Annotated in this window: 22 protein-coding genes, 1 tRNA gene, 1 pseudogene and 2 riboswitches; of the genes and pseudogenes, 13 read left to right on the top strand and 11 right to left on the bottom strand. The window is 48.3% G+C overall.

The genetic code is table 11. The features are described 5' to 3' along the window. Nucleotides 1–112: 112 nt before the first annotated feature. The 3 genes from KNO76_RS06540 to KNO76_RS06550 all read right to left on the bottom strand — a co-directional run bounded on the left by KNO76_RS06540 (nucleotide 113) and on the right by KNO76_RS06550 (nucleotide 1256). On the bottom strand, nucleotides 113–679 hold the full coding sequence (locus KNO76_RS06540; protein WP_214883825.1) for a 3'-5' exonuclease: 567 nt from the start codon (nucleotides 677–679) through the stop codon (nucleotides 113–115). A gap of 60 nt (nucleotides 680–739) precedes the next feature. Continuing rightward, entirely contained in the window at nucleotides 740–1072 is a 333-nt protein-coding gene (locus KNO76_RS06545) for a four-helix bundle copper-binding protein (RefSeq protein WP_084483592.1), read from the bottom strand. Between the two features lie 111 nt (nucleotides 1073–1183). Next, nucleotides 1184–1256 (bottom strand) — tRNA-Ala (locus KNO76_RS06550). Between the two features lie 123 nt (nucleotides 1257–1379). On the opposite strand from KNO76_RS06550, the gene KNO76_RS06555 reads away from it, so the two are divergent. The 3 genes from KNO76_RS06555 (at nucleotide 1380) to KNO76_RS06565 (ending at nucleotide 3943) form a co-directional block, all read left to right on the top strand. Then, nucleotides 1380–2243: a GRP family sugar transporter gene (locus KNO76_RS06555; RefSeq protein ID WP_214883828.1), complete on the top strand. Its 864-nt coding sequence runs from the start codon at nucleotides 1380–1382 to the stop codon at nucleotides 2241–2243. Nucleotides 2244–2474: 231 nt separating this feature from the next. Then, the gene (locus KNO76_RS06560; protein ID WP_214883831.1) at nucleotides 2475–3392 is read left to right on the top strand and encodes an NAD(P)/FAD-dependent oxidoreductase; all 918 of its coding nucleotides are present in this window, start codon (nucleotides 2475–2477) and stop codon (nucleotides 3390–3392) included. Beyond that, nucleotides 3389–3943 carry a class I SAM-dependent methyltransferase gene (locus KNO76_RS06565; protein ID WP_214883834.1) on the top strand — a complete coding sequence of 185 codons (555 nt, stop codon included), beginning with the start codon at nucleotides 3389–3391 and terminating at the stop codon, nucleotides 3941–3943. The genes KNO76_RS06560 and KNO76_RS06565 overlap by 4 nt, the downstream gene beginning before the upstream one ends. Nucleotides 3944–4129: 186 nt before the next feature. Here the strand turns inward: KNO76_RS06565 and KNO76_RS06570 are convergent, their stop codons facing one another. From KNO76_RS06570 to KNO76_RS06585, 4 genes are all read right to left on the bottom strand, one after another. Beyond that, nucleotides 4130–4366, bottom strand: coding sequence for a hypothetical protein (locus KNO76_RS06570; RefSeq protein ID WP_214883837.1), 237 nt, complete (start codon nucleotides 4364–4366; stop codon nucleotides 4130–4132). 143 nt (nucleotides 4367–4509) lie between these two features. Next, nucleotides 4510–4815, bottom strand: coding sequence for a DM13 domain-containing protein (locus tag KNO76_RS06575; RefSeq protein WP_251127933.1), 306 nt, complete (start codon nucleotides 4813–4815; stop codon nucleotides 4510–4512). 117 nt (nucleotides 4816–4932) lie between these two features. Continuing rightward, nucleotides 4933–5457, bottom strand: a complete 525-nt coding sequence (msrA, locus tag KNO76_RS06580) for a peptide-methionine (S)-S-oxide reductase MsrA (RefSeq protein ID WP_214883840.1) — start codon at nucleotides 5455–5457, stop codon at nucleotides 4933–4935. Between the two features lie 67 nt (nucleotides 5458–5524). Further along, nucleotides 5525–5624, bottom strand: a riboswitch (SAM riboswitch). 44 nt (nucleotides 5625–5668) lie between these two features. After that, complete coding sequence (locus tag KNO76_RS06585; RefSeq protein ID WP_214883842.1) at nucleotides 5669–5830, bottom strand: hypothetical protein; 162 nt, start codon at nucleotides 5828–5830, stop codon at nucleotides 5669–5671. A 113-nt stretch (nucleotides 5831–5943) separates the two neighbouring features. Here KNO76_RS06585 and KNO76_RS06590 point away from each other — a divergent pair, with 113 nt between their 5' ends. Then, the gene (locus tag KNO76_RS06590; RefSeq protein WP_251127932.1) at nucleotides 5944–7350 is read left to right on the top strand and encodes an amidase family protein; all 1407 of its coding nucleotides are present in this window, start codon (nucleotides 5944–5946) and stop codon (nucleotides 7348–7350) included. A gap of 65 nt (nucleotides 7351–7415) precedes the next feature. Further along, nucleotides 7416–8477, top strand: coding sequence for a dual-specificity RNA methyltransferase RlmN (gene rlmN, locus KNO76_RS06595; RefSeq protein ID WP_214883848.1), 1062 nt, complete (start codon nucleotides 7416–7418; stop codon nucleotides 8475–8477). Between the two features lie 36 nt (nucleotides 8478–8513). On the opposite strand, the gene KNO76_RS06600 is transcribed toward rlmN, so the two are convergent. Then, nucleotides 8514–9113 (bottom strand): class I SAM-dependent methyltransferase, encoded by a 600-nt coding sequence (locus KNO76_RS06600; protein WP_214883851.1) that lies wholly within the window; start codon nucleotides 9111–9113, stop codon nucleotides 8514–8516. Nucleotides 9114–9259: 146 nt separating this feature from the next. Between KNO76_RS06600 and KNO76_RS06605 the strand changes: the two genes are divergently transcribed. From KNO76_RS06605 to KNO76_RS06635, 7 genes and pseudogenes are all read left to right on the top strand, one after another. After that, entirely contained in the window at nucleotides 9260–10141 is an 882-nt protein-coding gene (locus KNO76_RS06605; RefSeq protein ID WP_026825909.1) for an SMP-30/gluconolactonase/LRE family protein, read from the top strand. A 12-nt stretch (nucleotides 10142–10153) separates the two neighbouring features. Then, the gene (locus tag KNO76_RS06610; protein ID WP_026825910.1) at nucleotides 10154–10420 is read left to right on the top strand and encodes a hypothetical protein; all 267 of its coding nucleotides are present in this window, start codon (nucleotides 10154–10156) and stop codon (nucleotides 10418–10420) included. 108 nt (nucleotides 10421–10528) lie between these two features. Beyond that, nucleotides 10529–11728 (top strand): annotated as a pseudogene (locus tag KNO76_RS06615) (GTP-binding protein). 59 nt (nucleotides 11729–11787) lie between these two features. Then, a riboswitch (TPP riboswitch) is annotated at nucleotides 11788–11888 on the top strand. A gap of 82 nt (nucleotides 11889–11970) precedes the next feature. After that, nucleotides 11971–12561 carry a YkoF family thiamine/hydroxymethylpyrimidine-binding protein gene (locus tag KNO76_RS06620; RefSeq protein WP_214883867.1) on the top strand — a complete coding sequence of 197 codons (591 nt, stop codon included), beginning with the start codon at nucleotides 11971–11973 and terminating at the stop codon, nucleotides 12559–12561. Next, nucleotides 12554–13129, top strand: a complete 576-nt coding sequence (locus KNO76_RS06625; RefSeq protein WP_012726387.1) for an ECF transporter S component — start codon at nucleotides 12554–12556, stop codon at nucleotides 13127–13129. The genes KNO76_RS06620 and KNO76_RS06625 overlap by 8 nt, the downstream gene beginning before the upstream one ends. After that, nucleotides 13122–14465 carry an ABC transporter ATP-binding protein gene (locus KNO76_RS06630; protein ID WP_214883870.1) on the top strand — a complete coding sequence of 448 codons (1344 nt, stop codon included), beginning with the start codon at nucleotides 13122–13124 and terminating at the stop codon, nucleotides 14463–14465. The genes KNO76_RS06625 and KNO76_RS06630 overlap by 8 nt, the downstream gene beginning before the upstream one ends. Then, the gene (locus tag KNO76_RS06635) at nucleotides 14447–15181 is read left to right on the top strand and encodes an energy-coupling factor transporter transmembrane component T family protein (RefSeq protein ID WP_214883880.1); all 735 of its coding nucleotides are present in this window, start codon (nucleotides 14447–14449) and stop codon (nucleotides 15179–15181) included. Before KNO76_RS06630 ends, KNO76_RS06635 begins: the two co-directional genes overlap by 19 nt. A 9-nt stretch (nucleotides 15182–15190) precedes the next feature. Here KNO76_RS06635 and KNO76_RS06640 read toward each other — a convergent pair whose 3' ends face one another. Both KNO76_RS06640 and KNO76_RS06645 read right to left on the bottom strand, forming a co-directional pair. Beyond that, entirely contained in the window at nucleotides 15191–15778 is a 588-nt protein-coding gene (locus KNO76_RS06640; RefSeq protein ID WP_026825913.1) for a DUF1643 domain-containing protein, read from the bottom strand. Between the two features lie 28 nt (nucleotides 15779–15806). After that, entirely contained in the window at nucleotides 15807–16490 is a 684-nt protein-coding gene (locus KNO76_RS06645; RefSeq protein ID WP_034771456.1) for a lytic transglycosylase domain-containing protein, read from the bottom strand. A gap of 86 nt (nucleotides 16491–16576) precedes the next feature. Here KNO76_RS06645 and KNO76_RS06650 point away from each other — a divergent pair, with 86 nt between their 5' ends. Beyond that, entirely contained in the window at nucleotides 16577–17272 is a 696-nt protein-coding gene (locus KNO76_RS06650) for a CPBP family intramembrane glutamic endopeptidase (RefSeq protein ID WP_214883882.1), read from the top strand. On the opposite strand, the gene KNO76_RS06655 is transcribed toward KNO76_RS06650, so the two are convergent. Further along, nucleotides 17205–18128 (bottom strand): alpha/beta hydrolase, encoded by a 924-nt coding sequence (locus KNO76_RS06655; protein ID WP_214883885.1) that lies wholly within the window; start codon nucleotides 18126–18128, stop codon nucleotides 17205–17207. The two genes, KNO76_RS06650 and KNO76_RS06655, sit on opposite strands and share 68 nt — an antisense overlap. Nucleotides 18129–18286 lie beyond the last annotated feature (158 nt).

Below are 18286 nucleotides of genomic sequence, written 5' to 3' on the forward strand. Positions count from 1 at the left end.
CCCAAGTCGCGATGCGGCTCCGGGATTGCCTGCGGAAAGCGTGGGCGCCGGAAAGGCGAGCGATATGATTCATGTTAGTCAACAGCCTGCCGGTCATGATTTCATGACCGGTTTAATATGCGAGCGTTCCCGTTTTGACGGACGTATAGCGATGTAACTCTTTCGGATTCGTAATACTTGTCTTTTGCATCATATCACGCATGAGTAGGGCGCATACGCGAGCATCTTCCGCGGCATCATGGTGAAGAAATGGTACATTCAAATACTCGGCCATCGTGTTCAACTTATGGTTTGGTAACCCGGGATATAGTTTGCGTGACAGTTTGACGGTGCAGCCGTACTCGATTGTAGGGAAATCGAATAAATCATATTTCACAATCGCCTTTCTCAAGGCACCCATATCAAATGAGGCGTTATGTGCGATGACGAGGTCCACTTCCCGTAAAATCGGGTAAAGAGAGGAAAGTACTTCCGGTAATGCCGGCGCATCCCAGACGTCACTCGGACGAATACCATGAACGCGGACGTTGCGCATATCGAATTCTTCTTCCGGGTTGACGAGTCGTTGATCGGTTTCGACGACTTCTCCATTCTCAAGAATGCTCCATCCGACAGAACAGATGCTGCGACTGTCGCGGTTCGCGGTTTCGACATCGAGAGCGAAAATTGAATATTGCATGGTCCACCTTCTTTCTAAGCAATAAAAAAAGTCTAACAGAAAGTTAGACGAATGTCGTGTTTAGGCAGCGACGAGTGTACGGCAAGCTTCCGAACAACGCTCACACGCTTTCGCACAAGCCTGACAATGGTCATGCAGGTGGCGGCCACATTCGACGGCACATGTGTCGCATATTTGGGCACATAGAGAGAGAATTGGTTTAGAAAATGCGGAGTCTGATTCTAAGGCGTTTAAAGCTAGCGTACAAATGTCAGAACATTCCCTAGTTAGTCGGATGCATTCGGTGAACATGTGTAAATCCTCTTCTTGTAAACTTTTTGAGAAACAGTGGTTGCAAGCCCGTAAGCATTCGATCACGCTCGTCAATGTTTCTTCTACAGATGTGCGTTCCATCGGAAGTCCCCCTTGTATGAAAAGTCTATCTACCATTACCCGTTCACTAAGTGGTTGAATCGCACCAGGTCAATAAAAAAGTCACACCTCATCCGAGATGTGACAAATTAATGGAGCATAGGGGGCTCGAACCCCTGACCTCTACGCTGCCAGCGTAGCGCTCTCCCAGCTGAGCTAATGCCCCGTTCGAAATCATTATATCATCCTAGTATTCGCTATGGCAATTCTCTTTTTCATTTTAGGTTTATAAAATTAAAAGCCTGGGAATTTCATGTTAGACGTTATATTAAGAAAGCAGGTGTGCTCTATGGAAATGATTCTCTTGGCACTCTTACCCGCACTCATGTGGGGAAGTATTCCGCTCATCGTGTCGAAAGTGGGAGGCAAACCAATTCAGCAATTGATCGGAACGACCATCGGGGCGATGATCATGGCGGCAGTGATTGCCCTCGTCTTCCGACCGGAGTTCACGACACTCGCCATCGTGACCGGGTTTATCTCAGGGGCGTTTTGGGCGCTCGGTCAATACTTACAGTTTCAATCATTCCAAATCTTAAGTGTCTCGAAGGCGATGCCAATCAGTACGGGCATGCAGCTCGTCGGGACGTCTCTCTTTGGAGTCATCGTTCTCGGAGACTGGCAGACGACGACGGAGCTATGGTTAGGGTTTTCAGCGCTCGTCTTGATCATCATCGGGGCGACGATGACTTCGTATCAACAGAAAAAAGACAAAGATAGTGCCGGCGCCTTGAAAAAGGGACTACTCGTCCTCTTCGTTTCAAGTATCGGTTACGTCACGTATGCCGTTTTGACGAACTACTTTGAAGTAGAGGGAATCACGGCAATCCTTCCACAATCCGTCGGGATGTTCATCACAGCACTTTTCTTCAGTCTTCGTGAGAAAGACGTCAAGAAACTGGATCCGCGTACGTTCAAAAACATCTTGGCGGGTCTTGCCTGGGGGATCGGGAACTTCGGACTTTTCGTTTCAAGCGGAGAAGTCGGGATCGCGACCTCGTTCGCCTTGTCCCAATTGAACGTCGTCGTGGCGACACTCGGTGGTATTTATTTATTGAAAGAAGAGAAGACGACAAAAGAACGCGTCTATGTATTTATGGGAATCGGTTTGATTGTCGTCGCTGGATTTATGCTTGGGATTGCCAAGAGTTAAATCGGGTTTGAAGGAACAAGTTAGTCAGAGGAATTGAAAATCTTCCGTTCCATCCGAGATTGAACAAAAATAAGGACGATTCGACCGACGTTTTCGGGACAATCGTCCTTTTTCCTTCGCTCGTCGTCTTAAATCTAGGAGATCAGGTGAGAGAACTACCGATAGGGATTGCTGAAGGTACATATGTAGCGAAAACGGCAAGTGCGATTGTTAGAAAGGAGAGAGGACACGTTGGAACAATATGAAGCGATTGTAATAGGGGGCGGAGCTGCTGGCTTAAGTTCAGCCCTTGTGTTTGGACGATCAAAGCGGAAGGTTCTCGTATTGGATGCTAATACCGCACGGAACCGTGTGACGCATGCATCGCACGGGTATTTGACACGGGACGGTGTGAAGCCCGAACTATTCAAGTCGATCGGTTTAGTCGAAATCAAGGCATATCCGACAGTAACCTATGTTGAAACCAAGGTTACGGTACTGGAAAAAAGAGATGGCATTTTTACCGTTCAGACCGATAATGGGGATAGCTTTGCCAGCCCGCGTGTCATTGTAGCAGCGGGGATAAAAGAAAAACTGCCGGCAATCAAAGGACTACAGAACGTATACGGCTCAACGGTTTTTCCGTGTCCTTATTGTGATGGTTGGGAGCGAAAAGATGAACCTTTGACGATTTTTGGGAACGAGCCTTGGCTTATTCACTACGTTAAATTGATTTATAACTGGAGTCAGGATCTAATCGTGTTTACAAACGGTGCTGCAACGCTTTCGGAAGAAGATCGGAAAGATTTACTAGGGCACGGTGTGGAGCTTGTAGAAGAGGTGATTGATAAACTTATTTCAACCGAGGGTCAGCTACAAAAGGTCGTTATGACGTCAGGGGAGACGTACCATCGAACTGTTGGGTTTATCATGGATACAGGCGAATATCAGGCGTTTTCTCTAGACCACTTTGGCATCGATTATACAGACATGGGGGGAGTCAAAACTGAAGAAGGAGCGAAAACGACCGTGAGGGGACTATATGTGATCGGAGACACAAAGAATGTGTTCCCTGGATTGCTAAAGGCTTCGAGTGATGGGTATGAAGTCGCAGCTGAAATTAACCATGAACTGGCGATGGAAGATTGGGAACGAGGTGAGGTAACATGACGGAACGAATCTACGATACACATTATCAAGAACAACATTATTTCGGGAATCCATACCCTGAACTCATGGCGTTCTTTAAGGCGTATGAACCGAAAGGGCATGTCTTAGATTTAGGATGCGGACAAGGAAGAGACTCTTTATTTTTAGGAAGGTTAAGGTACACGGTGACAGGCGTCGATATCTCCACTGTCGGGCTCGAACAAATGAATCAAGTCGCCCGTGACGAGCAGTTGAGAGTGACCGGAAAAATAGGAGATGTTTACACTTATCCGATAGATGAGGAATACGATATTGTCCTGTTAGATTCAATGCTACATTTTTATAAAAGGGAGATTGAGGACGAAACAAAACTGCTCCAACGTATTGCTGCGGAGCTGAAGAACGGTGAGGTGTTGGCCATTTTTATGCAACAGTGCCAAAAAAGGGAAACATACTTGAAGCGCGTGCTCGATGAGTTGGAAATCGATTGGGAAATACTTGCTGATAGCTATACAGACTATCCGGAATTCAATGCGCGCTACCATATGTATATCTTGAAAAAGAGCAGTTGAGGGAGTAGGTAAACTATTATTTGAACGCCCCCCGCCTAAGCTTTGCTTTAAGGTGGGGGATCCCCGTATGATCCGACCTATTGATTGAAATCTCGTCAGGCTACCCCGTCTTCTCAACGGTTGAACAAGCAGTGATTCGTTCAGCCTTATACTAAGTTCCGCACTTTACCATATCGATTACTTTTTTCATTTGTATTGTTTGATCCGCCACATCATCGACGACATAAATGCCGCCCATCCACCGAGTACAAGGATATAAATTGCCAAGAAAAACACAAATGCTCCATAGTCTTCGAGCTCTTCGAATGGATTCTGAATAATCATCGGTTCGGATAGTATGCCGACCACCATCAATGGAATGAAAAATAGAAAGAAACGTTTCCAAAAGTAGTGTTTGTATAGTTGTGGCAATGTCTGCTCCATGATCGACCCTCCTCATTGAAATTACACTTATTTACATATATGATAGCATATACACAATTGATGTTGGATGATTGGTCTTTATTTTTTAGCCGATTTCAAATGAAAAGAGGGTGGCCGATTCATTCAGCCGCCCTGCAGTCAATTCATTCATTTGCTATAGTCAGTTCTCCCGTCCCGAACGTCGCGCTGAACGCACGGCACCAGATGACAACTGTGTTGTACTCCTCTAGATTCACATCCGCAGGGACCAAATAGTTTTGATTCCCGATATTCCCTTTTAGCGCCCCTAAACTGACGCCTTCGGTCGTCTCTTGCCCTGGTTTTGTCAAATAGACGAATAAGTCTGGACCGTTCGTCGTCTCGAACTCTTCAAATCGGAGATATGTCCCGTCTTCTGCCTCGACCGAGCGAATCGTCCCGGTCGTCTCATAATTTTTTTCCCCGTCCATGAACACACCCGCTACTTCGGTTGGACTCGGTTGTGCTTCCGGTGACTCGGACGTCTCTTTTCCCGATTCATGAGCTTATAAAAAGACGCGAATCATTCAATTCGCGTCCGTTGAATATCATACTGTCTCGGTCCACTTCTCCTCGATGAACTCGTCGCGTCCCGAGATGGCCCGGTCCTCCTTATAATGCTTCGGATTTTTTTTATGATAGTCCTGATGGTAGTCTTCTGCAGCAAAGAACGTCGTCGCTGGAATTATTTTCGTGACGATCGGGGCCGTGAAGCGCCCGCTCGCCGCCAACACATCGCGACTCATCTCAGCAGCGACTCGTTGTTCTTCCGTATGGTAGAAGATGGCTGGGGCATACTGAGGTCCCCGGTCTTGGAATTGACCACCGTCATCGGTCGGATCGGTCTGAATCCAATACAGTTCAAGGAGACGTTCATACGAGAATAATGCTGTATCATATGTGATTTGAACGACTTCTAAATGACCAGTCGTTCCTGTTTTGACTTGTTCATATGTCGGATTGTCGACTTGTCCACCCATATAGCCGGATACGATGCCTTCAATCCCTGGTAATTCCTCAAATGGTGTCACCATGCACCAAAAACAGCCGCCTGCGAATGTTGCTTTTTTCATTCTGTCGTTCCCTCCAAATCGTCATTCAACAAAAAAGCGCTCACGTCGGATGACATGAGCGCTTTCGTCATATCGTTCAAGGTTTCCCTTGCTGGTCGTAGCACCTTGCCTAAGGCAGGTTGCTGTGAAGTCGCGGAGCCAGATCTCTCGTTCACTCTTGATATCGATATGTAGTTGGTGAGAGCATCATATCATCCTCAAAATACATTCGTCAATGATTCGGTTTTCGTTTCAACTGAAAAACAGTCAAGACGATGATGAATCCAATTAAAGCGATGGAAATGGGTGTACCATAAGGCACATTTTCACCGTATAGTTGTAAGAAAAATAGACCGAACACAGCTAGCAACACGAATATGTAGGATCGTGTCATAGGAACCTCCTGTTTTTTCTTAAGTGTAACAAGAACACATCGACTTGGCGATACGAAAAGGAAATCAGACATAGAGCACGAATAAAAGGGGAGAGATAAAGGAGGAATGTATGATGGAACAAATCCAATTACATGAACTGACGATTGAACGTGCGCATCGTGGGTATAAAGAAGGACAATTCACGGCGAGAGACGTGACCGCCTATTATTTAGGACGGATTGCGACATATAATGAACGGCTTCACGCCGTCATTCAAGTCAATCCAGACGCCCTGTTCGAGGCAGAGGCGGCAGACCGAGCCTACCGAAAAGGGGTACGCAAACCGCTACTCGGCATTCCCCTCTTAATCAAAGACAATATCGAGACGAACGGTCTGATGCGAACGACTGCAGGTGCTGCCGCAATGCGACATCATTTCGCCGGTCGAGATGCCGAGCTCGTCAAACGCTTGCGGGCTGACGGGGCCATCATCCTCGGGAAGGCGAACCTGTCCGAGTGGGCGAACTTTTTAACGGAAGATATGCCGAACGGTTGGAGTGCCGTCGGTGGACAGACGATGAACCCATATGGCGACGGGTTGGATGTCGGGGGATCAAGCTCAGGGTCGGCTTCTGCTGTCGCGGCAAACCTCACGCTTCTAGCAGTCGGATCTGAGACGAGCGGTTCAATCGTCCATCCGAGTGTCCATAACAGCATCGTCGGGATCAAGCCGACCGTCGGATTGATCAGCCGCTCCGGAATCATTCCGATCTCACGTTCTCAAGATACGGCAGGACCGATGGCGCGTACGCTTCGTGATGCGGTCATCGCCTTACAATCGATGTGTGGTGAGGATGAATCGGATCCGGCGACTCTTGAGACACCGGTCGGCCCCCCTTACGTGACATGTCTCGACGTGAGGCAGGCGGTCGGGATGCGCGTCGGGTTCGTCAAACCAGACATTTCAGACGAAGAAGTCGGATTATATGAACAGGCAATCCGATTGTTACGGCAAGCAGAAATCGAACTCGTCGAGGTCACACTGCCGAAGCATACGGCGCTAGAGCAGGCGGACATCCTGTTCGACGAATTCAAGCTCGGGGTCGAGGCGTATCTCGCGAACACGACAGTGCCATTTAAGACGCTTTCTGATTTAATCGAGTGGAACGCGGAACATCCTGAATCGATTCCGCACGGTCAGAGCCTCTTTGAAGAGGCGAACGCCCGATCTGGAAAACTGATTGAATCGAGCTATCTCGACCGTCGCATCGAGGACGTCCGTCTTTCGAAAACAGAAGGGATTGACGCATTGCTTCAAACTCATAAACTGGATGCAATCGTCCTCCCACATGACATGAACTACGACATGGCTGCGAAAGCAGGGCATCCGACGATTACAATCCCTTATCAACTGAAAGAGAGCGGTGCCCCATTCGGCCTCTCGTTCACGGGGACGAGCTATGCGGAGCGTGATTTGATTCGGGTCGCTTATGCGTTCGAACAGTTCATCACACGACCGACACCTCCAGATTATTCGTAAGTTGCACCCGTCTCTCACGTCCGCTACAATGATACGTATGCGGATTAGAGAAAGGACAGATTACAATGAAATCATCTATATACGGGTTGACGTTCGATCAACTCACAAATGAGTGTACGGAAGCGGGATACGGTGCCTTCCACGCACGTCAAGTTTGGGATTCGCTCTACATCGATCGGGTCAAATCGATGGACGACCTCAACGTACGAGACGAGGTGCGCGAGTACTTAACAGAGAAATACGTCATCTCGACTCAAGACCTGTTCGTCAAACAGGAAGCGGGCGACGGAACGGTCAAATTCTTACTTAAATTACATGATGGGCATTACATTGAGACGGTGCTCATGCGTCACAAATACGGACGTTCGGTCTGTGTGACGACTCAGGTAGGTTGCAACATCGGCTGTAGCTTCTGCGCGAGCGGATTGTTGAAGAAGACACGGGACTTGACGGCTGGTGAGGTCGTCGAGCAAATCATGACCGTCCAACACTTCCTCGATGAAGAAGGAGATGGTGATCGCGTCAGCCATATCGTCGTCATGGGAATCGGCGAACCGTTCGATAACTTCGACAACTTGGTCGACTTCTTGCGTGTCGTCAAAGATGAGCGTGGTCTTGCGATCGCTCCGCGTAAGATCAACGTGTCGACGAGTGGGCTTGCGGACAAGATCTACAAGTTCGCAGACCTTGACTTACGCATCAACTTGGCGCTCTCGCTTCATGCGCCGAATGATGAGCTTCGGACACGCATCATGAAAATCAACCGGGCGTTCCCGCTTGATCAACTCATGCCATCGATTCGTTACTACGTCGAGAAGACGAACAAACGAATCACTTTCGAGTATATCCTACTCTCGAAAGTGAACGATTTACCGGAACATGCGGAAGAACTCGCCGATTTGATTGAAGACATCAAAGACAAGTCATACATCAACTTGATTCCATACAACCCGGTCAATGAGCACATCCAATATGAGCGAAGCACGCCTGAGGACATCATGGCGTTCTACGACATCTTGAAAAAACGTGGCGTCAACACAGGTGTCCGTCTCGAGCACGGGACAGACATCGATGCGGCATGTGGACAACTCCGCAGTAAGCATATGAACGTCGAAGGCGCGAAATGAAAAATGGCCTCTCCGAACCTCGGGGAGGCCATTTGCTTATCGTTTTTGTCCGATATATTGAATCACAGCGGATTCACCGTGATGGAGCGTGCCTTCTTCTCGCCATACGACGTTCTCGTTTAAAACGAGAGGGATGAAATCGTCTTCGAGTTGGTGAAACATCTCTTCGGTGTACAGAAGTGAGGCGTCTTTTGGTCCGCCTGTCCCGTAAGCGAGTTGGGTTGTAGAGTAAACTTCTGTTATGAATAGGCCACCAGGTCGAAGCATTTGTCGAATACCGGCGAACACTTTTTCTCTGACATGCGGAGGAAAGTGGCCGAAGATACAGACGACTACGTCATACGCATCTTGCGACCAGTCCGCTTCATTCAAATCGATCTGTTTCGTCTGAAGGGAGACGTTTCGCGAAGCCGCTAATCGCTTCGCTTTCTCGAGCCCTACTTTCGAAGCGTCCCACATCTCGACGTCGAGTCCGAGTGTGGCGAGCCATACTGCGTTTCGACCTTCTCCTTCAGCGATGGCTAACACATGTTTTCCTTCAAGCCGATGTGTTGTGATGAAGTCGAGTAAAAATTGATTTGGTTCCGTTCCGTACACATATTCATCGGTATTATAACGTTCGTTCCATTTAGACAAATGATCCACTCCTCTCACCTTTCCATAAATATATCAAAATGATGTGACTAGGGTGGAAATCCTCTACGATTTTTCGAATTCATGCATAGTCCAGATGGGAGAAGGGAATAGATTTCTGAACTAATGGATAGAGTGGAGGCTAAGTAATGGAAAGAATAGATGCGTCGTTGTGGATTCGGGTACGAAATACGCTTGGTGAAGGTCCTTGTTGGGATGCTGAGTTGAAGCGTTTCTATTGGGTGGATATCGAAGGTCATACGTTATGGTGGTATGACGAGCGAGAAGACGAGATTTCTTCTTTCGAAGTCGGAAAACAGGTCGGTTTCGTCATTCCAAAAGTGACGGATGGTGTCGTCCTTGGTCTTAAAGACGGGATTTATGAATGGGATGAAATCAACCGGGAGTTAATTAAAATTGTCGAATTGGATGACCCTGAAGGTCGATTACGTTTTAATGATGGGAAAGCCGATCCGTACGGTCGTATTTTTGCCGGGACGCTCCACTTGGACGATAAAGAGAATCAGGCATCTCTCTATCGGGTGGACCGCGATGGAACGACGACAACACTTATGGATGAGTTGACACTTTCAAACGGGTTGACGTGGTCTCCTGACCATTCCGTTTTTTATCATATTGATACACCGACCGAAAAAATTCGACAATATGATTTTGACATGAAGACCGGCACATTGTCGAACGGAAAGGTCGTCATCGACTTTTCGGAAGAGGACGGCTTCCCGGATGGCATGACATCGGATACGGAAGGTTTTTTATGGATCGCACATTATGCAGGAAGTAAAGTATCTCGCTGGGATCCATCGACCGGTGAAAAAGTGTTAGAAGTTCACGTCCCTGCCCCGAATGTCACATCATGCGCCTTCATCGGGGATGGTCTCAATCGATTAGCCATCACAACAGCACGTGAAGGGATGGACGAGGAGGCGTTAACCGAACATCCGGACGCTGGATCGGTATTTATTATCGAGACAGATGTGAAAGGGATGCCGCTTTATCGCTTTGGGCGTTGAGGAGGACATACGATGGTGAAACGACTGTTAGTGCGAGCAGGTATTGGATTGGCAGTTGCGGCAGCGGTCAAGGTGGGAATTCAAAAATTACAAGAAAGTCGAGCGCGGGAAGAGGATCATTCTTATCTCGATCCGAAGTGGGACGAGGTCCCGAGTGTCGATTCGGACAAGGACGAGGATGAAGTCGGATTGACGCAGCTCGACTCCATTTATCGAGCCGAGTGGCAAGCAAACGCCTATCCGCGTTCAGAAGCAGAACGGAAAGCGTTGGAAGAATAATTGAATGTTCATGAAAATACGTCGATGAGGCGTGTTTTTTTATTGACAAAAGGGTGGAACCGTTACATTATACAAAGAGTAATGATTACTATTTAACGGAGGTCCATCATGAAACGAATTCCAATTACGGTACTCTCAGGTTATCTTGGTAGCGGGAAGACGACACTGCTCAACCACATTTTACATAACCGTGATCACAAAAAATATGCGGTCATCGTAAACGATATGAGTGAGTTGAACATCGATGAGAAGTTGATTGAACAGGGCGGATTCTCCCGTACCGATGAAAAGTTAGTCGAGCTCTCGAACGGGTGCATTTGCTGTACGTTACGTGAAGATTTGCTCACGGCTGTCGATGAGCTGACAAAGGATCGTGACCTCGATGGGATTATCATCGAGTCATCAGGGATTTCCGAGCCAATTCCCGTCGCACAGACGTTCACGTATGCCGACGACGCCCTTGGGATCGATTTGACGAGCCGTGTCTATATCGATGCGATGGTCACTGTCGTCGATGCGTACCGTTTCTTCAAAGATTTCAATTCTGGTGAATCGCTCATGGAACGTCAACAAGCCGTCGATACAAGAGATGTCCGTGAAGTTGTGGACCTACTTGTCGACCAAGTCGAGTTTGCGGATATCATCGTCTTGAACAAGATGGACCGGGTGTCTGAAGCGGAACTGCAGGAGATGGAAGGTCTGCTCAAGACGCTCAACCCGAGCGCACGATTGTTGACTTCGACCTACTCGGACGTGGCGTTAGACGATCTACTTGACGTCCGGTTGTTCGATTTCGATCAGGCGATGTATGCGGCGGGATGGATTCAAGAGCTCGAGGCAGAAGAACATACGCCGGCAACGGAAGAGTATGGGATTAGTTCGTTCGTTTACCGTCGTCGTCGACCGTTCCATCCTGAGCGTTTGATGAATTGGATGGAGCATTATCCAGAAGAAATCGTTCGCGCCAAAGGGTTCTTATGGATTGCGTCACGGAACGACCTAGCCTGTCTCTTCTCTCAAGCCGGATACGCGTCAACGCTCTAACACGCGGGCCGTTGGCTAGCGACACTTCCGGAGAATGAACGAGAGGCGATGTTTGCCTCAGAACCTGAACTACGCGAGGACTACATCGAGCCGTACGGAGATCGACAAAACGAATTGGTCCTCATCGGTCAACGGATGGACCGGGAGACGGTCGAGCGGTCACTTGATACTTGCTTGTTGATGGATGAGGAGATAGTGGAGCCGTGGAATGCCTTCCATGACCCACTTCCTGGTAATGGCCAACTCGTCACTTATTCAGATTGACCGTTTACAAAGTGACGAAACATCGCTATACTGTGACTGCATAAGTAACCGCATATCAATGACTGCACTAGGGGTGCTTCGGCTGAGATGTGAGCATGGCTCCAATCCCTTATAACTCGATCCAGGTAATACTGGCGTGAGGAAGTGCGGCACTTTCTCTATGCAAGTTTGTATAGATTTTGTTGCTGCATTCTCATGAATGCGGCTTTTTCTATGCAAACACATATAGAGGGGGAAACAAGATGAATGAATCATGTGGCACGAGTCCGATTGTCGGATTTCGCTTCACGCTTAGCCCGATGACAGATGACTTTGTCGGGACGATTAAAGGGGCATTGAAAAGAACAAATATGACAGGTGTGTGGCGACATACGGATGACGTATCGACCGTGATCCGAGGGCGCGTCGAGCACGTGTTCGACGTCGCACGGACAGTCTTGAGTCTGGCTTCTGAAGAAGGACGCCATGTCTCGATGAGCGGAACCTTCTCCGTCGGATGTCCGGGAGATTCGGCTGAGGATGAGGCGCTCGATGCACCGCCACAACCATTGAATGGAATGTCAAGAGAACAGTATGTCTCTTCACAGTTCGCGCTTTATCCGATGGGTGCAGATAACTATATGGATCTCATCTATGATGAAATCGAACAAGCGAAACAGGCTGGTGTGTATAATGACTCCATGCATTATGCGTCAGGCATCCATGGGAATTTGGATGATGTGTTCTCATATTATGAGGCGACGTTCAACCGGACGCGCGACAAGAATCGACATGTCGTCATGACGGTGACGTTCAGCGTGAACAGTCCGTCACATGGAGGTCAACATGCTTAAGTCGTGGAAATTGAAAGAGGTCGTCCTCGTCTCCGTATTGTCTGTCGTCTTTGCCGTCGTCTATTTATTGTTCGTCCATATCGGGAACTTGTGGGCAGGATTGATTGGACCAATCGCCTATGAGTGGATCTTCGGTATCTGGTTCATCGTGTCAATCATCTCGGCGTATATCATTCGAAAACCGGGTGCTGCCTTCATCTCGGAAGTGATGGCTGCGACGATTGAAATGTTGATTGGGAATGCGATCGGACCGCGCATCATCCTGGTCGGCATCGTTCAAGGTCTTGGTGCTGAAGCCGTCTTTGCAATGACGGGTTATCGTCGATATGAGCTATGGGTTCTCATGCTTGCTGGATTTGGCTCGGCCGTCACGAGTTTCGTGTACACCTACTTCATGAGCGGATTTGCGATGCTTGAACCGGGATATGTAGCGACGATGTTCGGGCTCCGTGCGGTCAGTGGCATGGTCATCGCAGGAATCGGTGGGAAGTTGCTCAGTGATTTGTTATTGAAGACAGGGTCACTTCGCGGCTATGCAATCGCTCGGAGTGGGAACGTCCATGGTTGAGACAGAATCGCTTTCATTCCGGTTTCCAGAAAGTCAGGACACCATTTTAAAAGAGGTGACACTTTCCATACGACCTGGACGTACCGTATTGAGCGGAGCGAGCGGAAGTGGGAAATCGACGCTTCTTGCGCTATTCAACCGTCTCTATCCAGAGAATTGTGATGGGATCCTTGAAGGCAGGCTCGAACTGTTCGGACGATCATACGACGACTATGCACCGGGCGAGATCAATCAGCGGGTCGGGACCGTGTTCCAAGACCCGGACACACAGTTCGTGATGGAACGGGTGGAAGAGGAACTCATCTTCACACTCGAAAATTTGGAGACACAAGTCGAGGTAATCGATCAGCGCGTGACAGAGATTCTCGAGTCACTCCAACTGACCGATTATCGAAATCGACTCATCGATTCCTTGTCAGGCGGGGAGAAACAGCGGATTGCCGTCGCCTGCGCCATGGTTGGACAACCGGAATGGTTGCTTCTCGATGAGCCGTTGACGCACCTTGACCCGGTGACCGCGTATCGATTCGTCGAATGGCTCGATCAAATGGATGACGTGAACGTCATCGTTGTCGAACATCGGACGCATATGTGGGGAGACTTTTTTGATTGGCAGATCGAACTTGAAGAAGGACGGATTGTACGTAACGAACCGTTTCGATCGGTCGATGATTTTACATTCACACCGTCGTCAACACCACAACAAGAAGTCGAGCACTATGAGGTCGACGAGGTGGTGCGTGACACATTCCAATTAAAAAGTGTGACACTTCAAGCTCGCATTGGGGAAGTGATCGCCATATTGGGTCCGAATGGGAGCGGAAAATCGACGTTTTTACGAAGTTTGACGGAATGTAATCGCCGTGTCGGACTCGTCCCTCAATCTCCGGAACACTTATTTTTCATGAATTCGGTCGAGCAAGAACTGCAGTTTGGCCATGAGGAATCGATTGATATCGTGTTGGAGGATCTATCACTCGAGAATAAACGATCTCTCCATCCACTTTCGCTCAGTCATGGGCAGAAGCGACGACTCGCCGTCGGGATCCAGTTACTCTCAAACAAACAGTTGCTTGCCTTTGATGAACCGACGGCAGGACAGGACGAGCCGTCACTCCATGCACTCGAGATATTAATGAAGCGACATGCGAAAAAGGGACAGACGATCCTGTTCGTGACTCATGACTTGTCGTTCGCCAACATCGCCAATACGTTCTATCTGATGAAGGATGGGGTACTCTCAGGACCGTTCGGAGATGAACTTTGGCAGGACACGGAGAGACTTCATCATTATCGGTTAGTGGGAGGGAGGCAACGATGTCACTCCATGATATGAATCCGACGTTCAAGTTTATGACGTTCACGATTATGATGTTCGGACTGGCCTTGTTTTATAACCCGTGGACCCCACTCGTCATCATCGTCGGTACGTTAATGATCCAAACCTTGGCGACGGACGTGTCATGGAAAAGGTGGGGCCTGTTCTTGATCCCGTTTCTCATCACGGCGCTCGGAACATTTTGGACGACGCTCGTGTTTGGGAAAGAGCTCGGGGGAGAAACGTGGGTGACCCTTCTCGGTCAGGACATTTCGAAAGAAGAGACGCGCGTCGCCATCTCTCTTAGTCTACGTGTTTTGGCGTTCACCGTGTTGTCGCTTCTCTTTATGTTGACGACCGATTCGAAACGATTCGTCATGAGTCTGATGCAACAGGCGAAGCTGTCGCCGACGATTGCCTATAGTGCACTCGTTGGATTCCGTTTCCTACCGTTAATGCAACAGGAAATGTATCAGCTTCAATACGCACATCGTCTTCGTGGCGTTCCTCTTGATACAAAATGGGAACGCGTTCGGCATGTGCCGAAACTACTTCTCCCGCTATTAGCAGGCTCGATCCGACGGGCGGAACGTGTCGCCTTCTCGATGGAGGCGAGAGGATTCACGAGTGGGAAACGGACCGTCTATGAGCGGATTGACGTCAAACCGTCCGATTACATGTGGTCAGGTGTGTTCTTCACACTGTTCGGTCTTTCAATTTGGATAGGGATATAAAAAGACGACTCACTCGGAGTCGTCTTTCTTCGTTTCTTTCACGATACGGAACTTCGGTTTTACTGATTCATTGTTGAACGCCTCGAGGACCGTATTCTCATTTGCCATTCGGATTTGTTGTGGTTCGCCTTTTGCTGTCGTACCGATGCAATACATATTCGCCTCATAATCGGCAAACAGTGATTTATAAGATGTCGCGTGGTGCATCAATCGACCCGGCGATCCCCAGCCGACGATGATCATCCCGCTGCTCGCATCTACCTCTTGTAACGTCTCTTCGACGTAATGGTAGTTCGTCTCATCAAGTTGAGATTCCACGTAAGGGAGGTTGTCATTGATGGCGAGTGTCGGGACGAGACTGATGACACGCATTTCTCGAATCGGTTGTGACAAATGATTTTGCATCAACATATAAGCACGCTGTGTCGTCGTGCCGGACAAAAAGGCATCGCTCATCCGCGGCGAGTAAATGATGACGGCACAGATGACGCCATCCTCCACATCGGTGAACTCATACGTTCGCATATAGCGTTTCGTTTTATCTTCGTTGAAGATTGATTTTACGCGGATGGTAACTTCTTCTACATGCGTGTTCATTTCCATTCCTCACTTTTTCATGTAAGCATCAGCCGAGCGCTTTGAACCACTCGACATATCGAATCGTGTAATAAGCGACTTGTTGACTGAACGTATCACGCTCATCAGGCATGAACGTCACGCTTGACTCATAGTTTTCAAAATACGTCATGACATCGTTGACATACTGCTCACTTCGATTATATTCGAAGATGGCGTTTCGGACGGATGCCACCGAATCTGTCTTTTTTCCACCGTGTTCACTTAAATAATACGCCGCCGTGTGCGCAGAATCAACTAGACTGTGTGGGTCTGCTTTTCCATCACCGTTCCCGTCACGACCGAGACCCCCATACTGTTCAATCAAGGCAAGGTTCGTCAAGTCCACTTCGTCTTCCGGAACATCGCCTTTTTGGTCATCGGTGTCATATTCCCAACCGAGCCATGTGCGAGGCATGAATTGAAACGGTCCAATCGCGCCGACAGACGAGCGCATCGAAGAACTGTGGGAGAAGATCGTCTCTACACGGTGAACGGCGGCAAGTAGACGCCAGTCCACGTCATACGTTTCGGCTGCGTCTTGATACACAGCGAGATGCGTGTTCGGGACGCCGTTCTCTCCATAATAGGTTCGATACAATCCATTGTTCACTTTATCATGTTGACCGAGCCAGCCGACTGCCCCGAGCAAAAGCACGAGCACAATGATGAAACCGGTCAGTCGCAGCATCATACGTTTCAAGATACCGCCTCCTAGCTTTTAGACAATACCCGAATAGTGTAGCATATAGCTAACAGGAAGGACAGGAGTGGATATGAATGCTCGAACGTTTGATTTTTACAGCAATCATCGGCTACATGCTGATTGTTCAAATCTTCAATGCCAAATTGATTCGTCCGTTGATTGAAACGAGAGGACGGGCATGGGTGTACGAACAGACCGTGAAATCGGCATGGGGATTGACCTTGTTGATTGTCGCTCTCGTATTTTTATTTCAAGTACCGCTATCTGAAATTGGTTTAAGATTTATTCCAGAACCGGGAGATGAAGAAGCGTGGCAAATCTTTTTAATATCATGTGTCCTTGTTACTTTGATATTCGTCTTCTATTTGTTTGTAAAAATTTCATCTCGACTCAGGAATGCTTTACGTCCTTACTATGAACTGGATTTAGAGAAATTACTTCTACCACGTACGAAGACTGAAGAACAGGCATGGAGCGCCGTTTCGATCACTGCGGGAGTGACAGAGGAGTTCATCTTCAGAGGAGTCCTCCTGTACACGATTTCCCTCTATATAGAGGTACCGAATATGACACTCGCCTTAATTGGTGGTGCCTTATTCGGCATCGCTCATGGTTATCAGGGGGTAAAAGGTGTCCTTACGACAGGAACCGTCGGCTTCGGACTTGGCATCTTATACTTAGGGATGGGCGTCCTGTGGCCGGTCATGGTTTTGCATATACTGCTTGATTTGATTGCTGGTCCAATTCATGTCGATGCAAAAAGCGATTGACTGCCTCTTCATAGGCGGGGGCATCCTTGATTATACAATTCGTATGTTCTGCCCCGTCGATCAATGTCAGGTCATTGTGACGATTGAGGGCATTCATCTCGACCGACATCCAGGTCGGGACAAAATCATCTTTTGAGCCGTGCACAAATAAAATCGGGGTCGTCGTTTCGGTGACGGCCTTTTTAGGTTGAACTTGTTTCATCGTGAAGCCGGCACGGGACCACAGAAAATAATCGATTCCAGGAAGAATGAACTCTGCCGGGATACGATGCAATTCCTTTAACTGATACCGCATCAACTGCCTCATGTCATCAAACGGACATTCTGCGATGACGAAATCGACGTCAGTGAGCGGTGTCGTCTGTAAGACGGTCGCTGCTCCCATCGAGACACCGTGAAGACCGACTTGCTCGACTTGTTCATTTGTTTTCAACCAGTCGACCCAGTCAATCATATCGTATTTTTCATGATAGCCGTATGAGGCATATATTCCTTCGGATTCACCATGTGATCGTAAGTCAACGGCGAGCAGGTTGTAACCGAGACGATGGAACATGGCGAGGTGAGGAGCCATGAAACTATGTGAAGCGGTGTATCCATGCACAAAGACAATCCATTTCGTCGAGGAATCGTTCCGATAGATTCGTCCATAGAGTCGATAATCGTCTTTGGACTGAATCGAGACGTGTTCAAATGGAACGTCGTGATAAAATGCGCGGTCCTCTTCCGTATATGGAGCGAGTAACATCTCTGGTGTCTTGCGCTTGCCTCTCGTCATCCGTTTGAAGGCATAGTAGCTGACCGCATAGTATCCTGTGAATAGTGAGGCTAATCCAATTTTCCATTTTCGTTGCATTAATACCGACTCCTTTCAACGTTATTGTACCCGAAACGAATCGATACGGTCCTGTTTTCTTACATAAGGAGAGGGCATACAGAACATAATCGTGTGAATAACAGGAATCAAGGCACATGGAAAGACATGATCTTGAACGATAAGATGGAGTGACAACA

The sequence above is a fragment of the Exiguobacterium sp. s101 genome, from assembly GCF_018617835.1.
In the GTDB taxonomy this organism is placed as follows: Bacteria; Bacillota; Bacilli; order Exiguobacteriales; family Exiguobacteriaceae; genus Exiguobacterium; species Exiguobacterium marinum.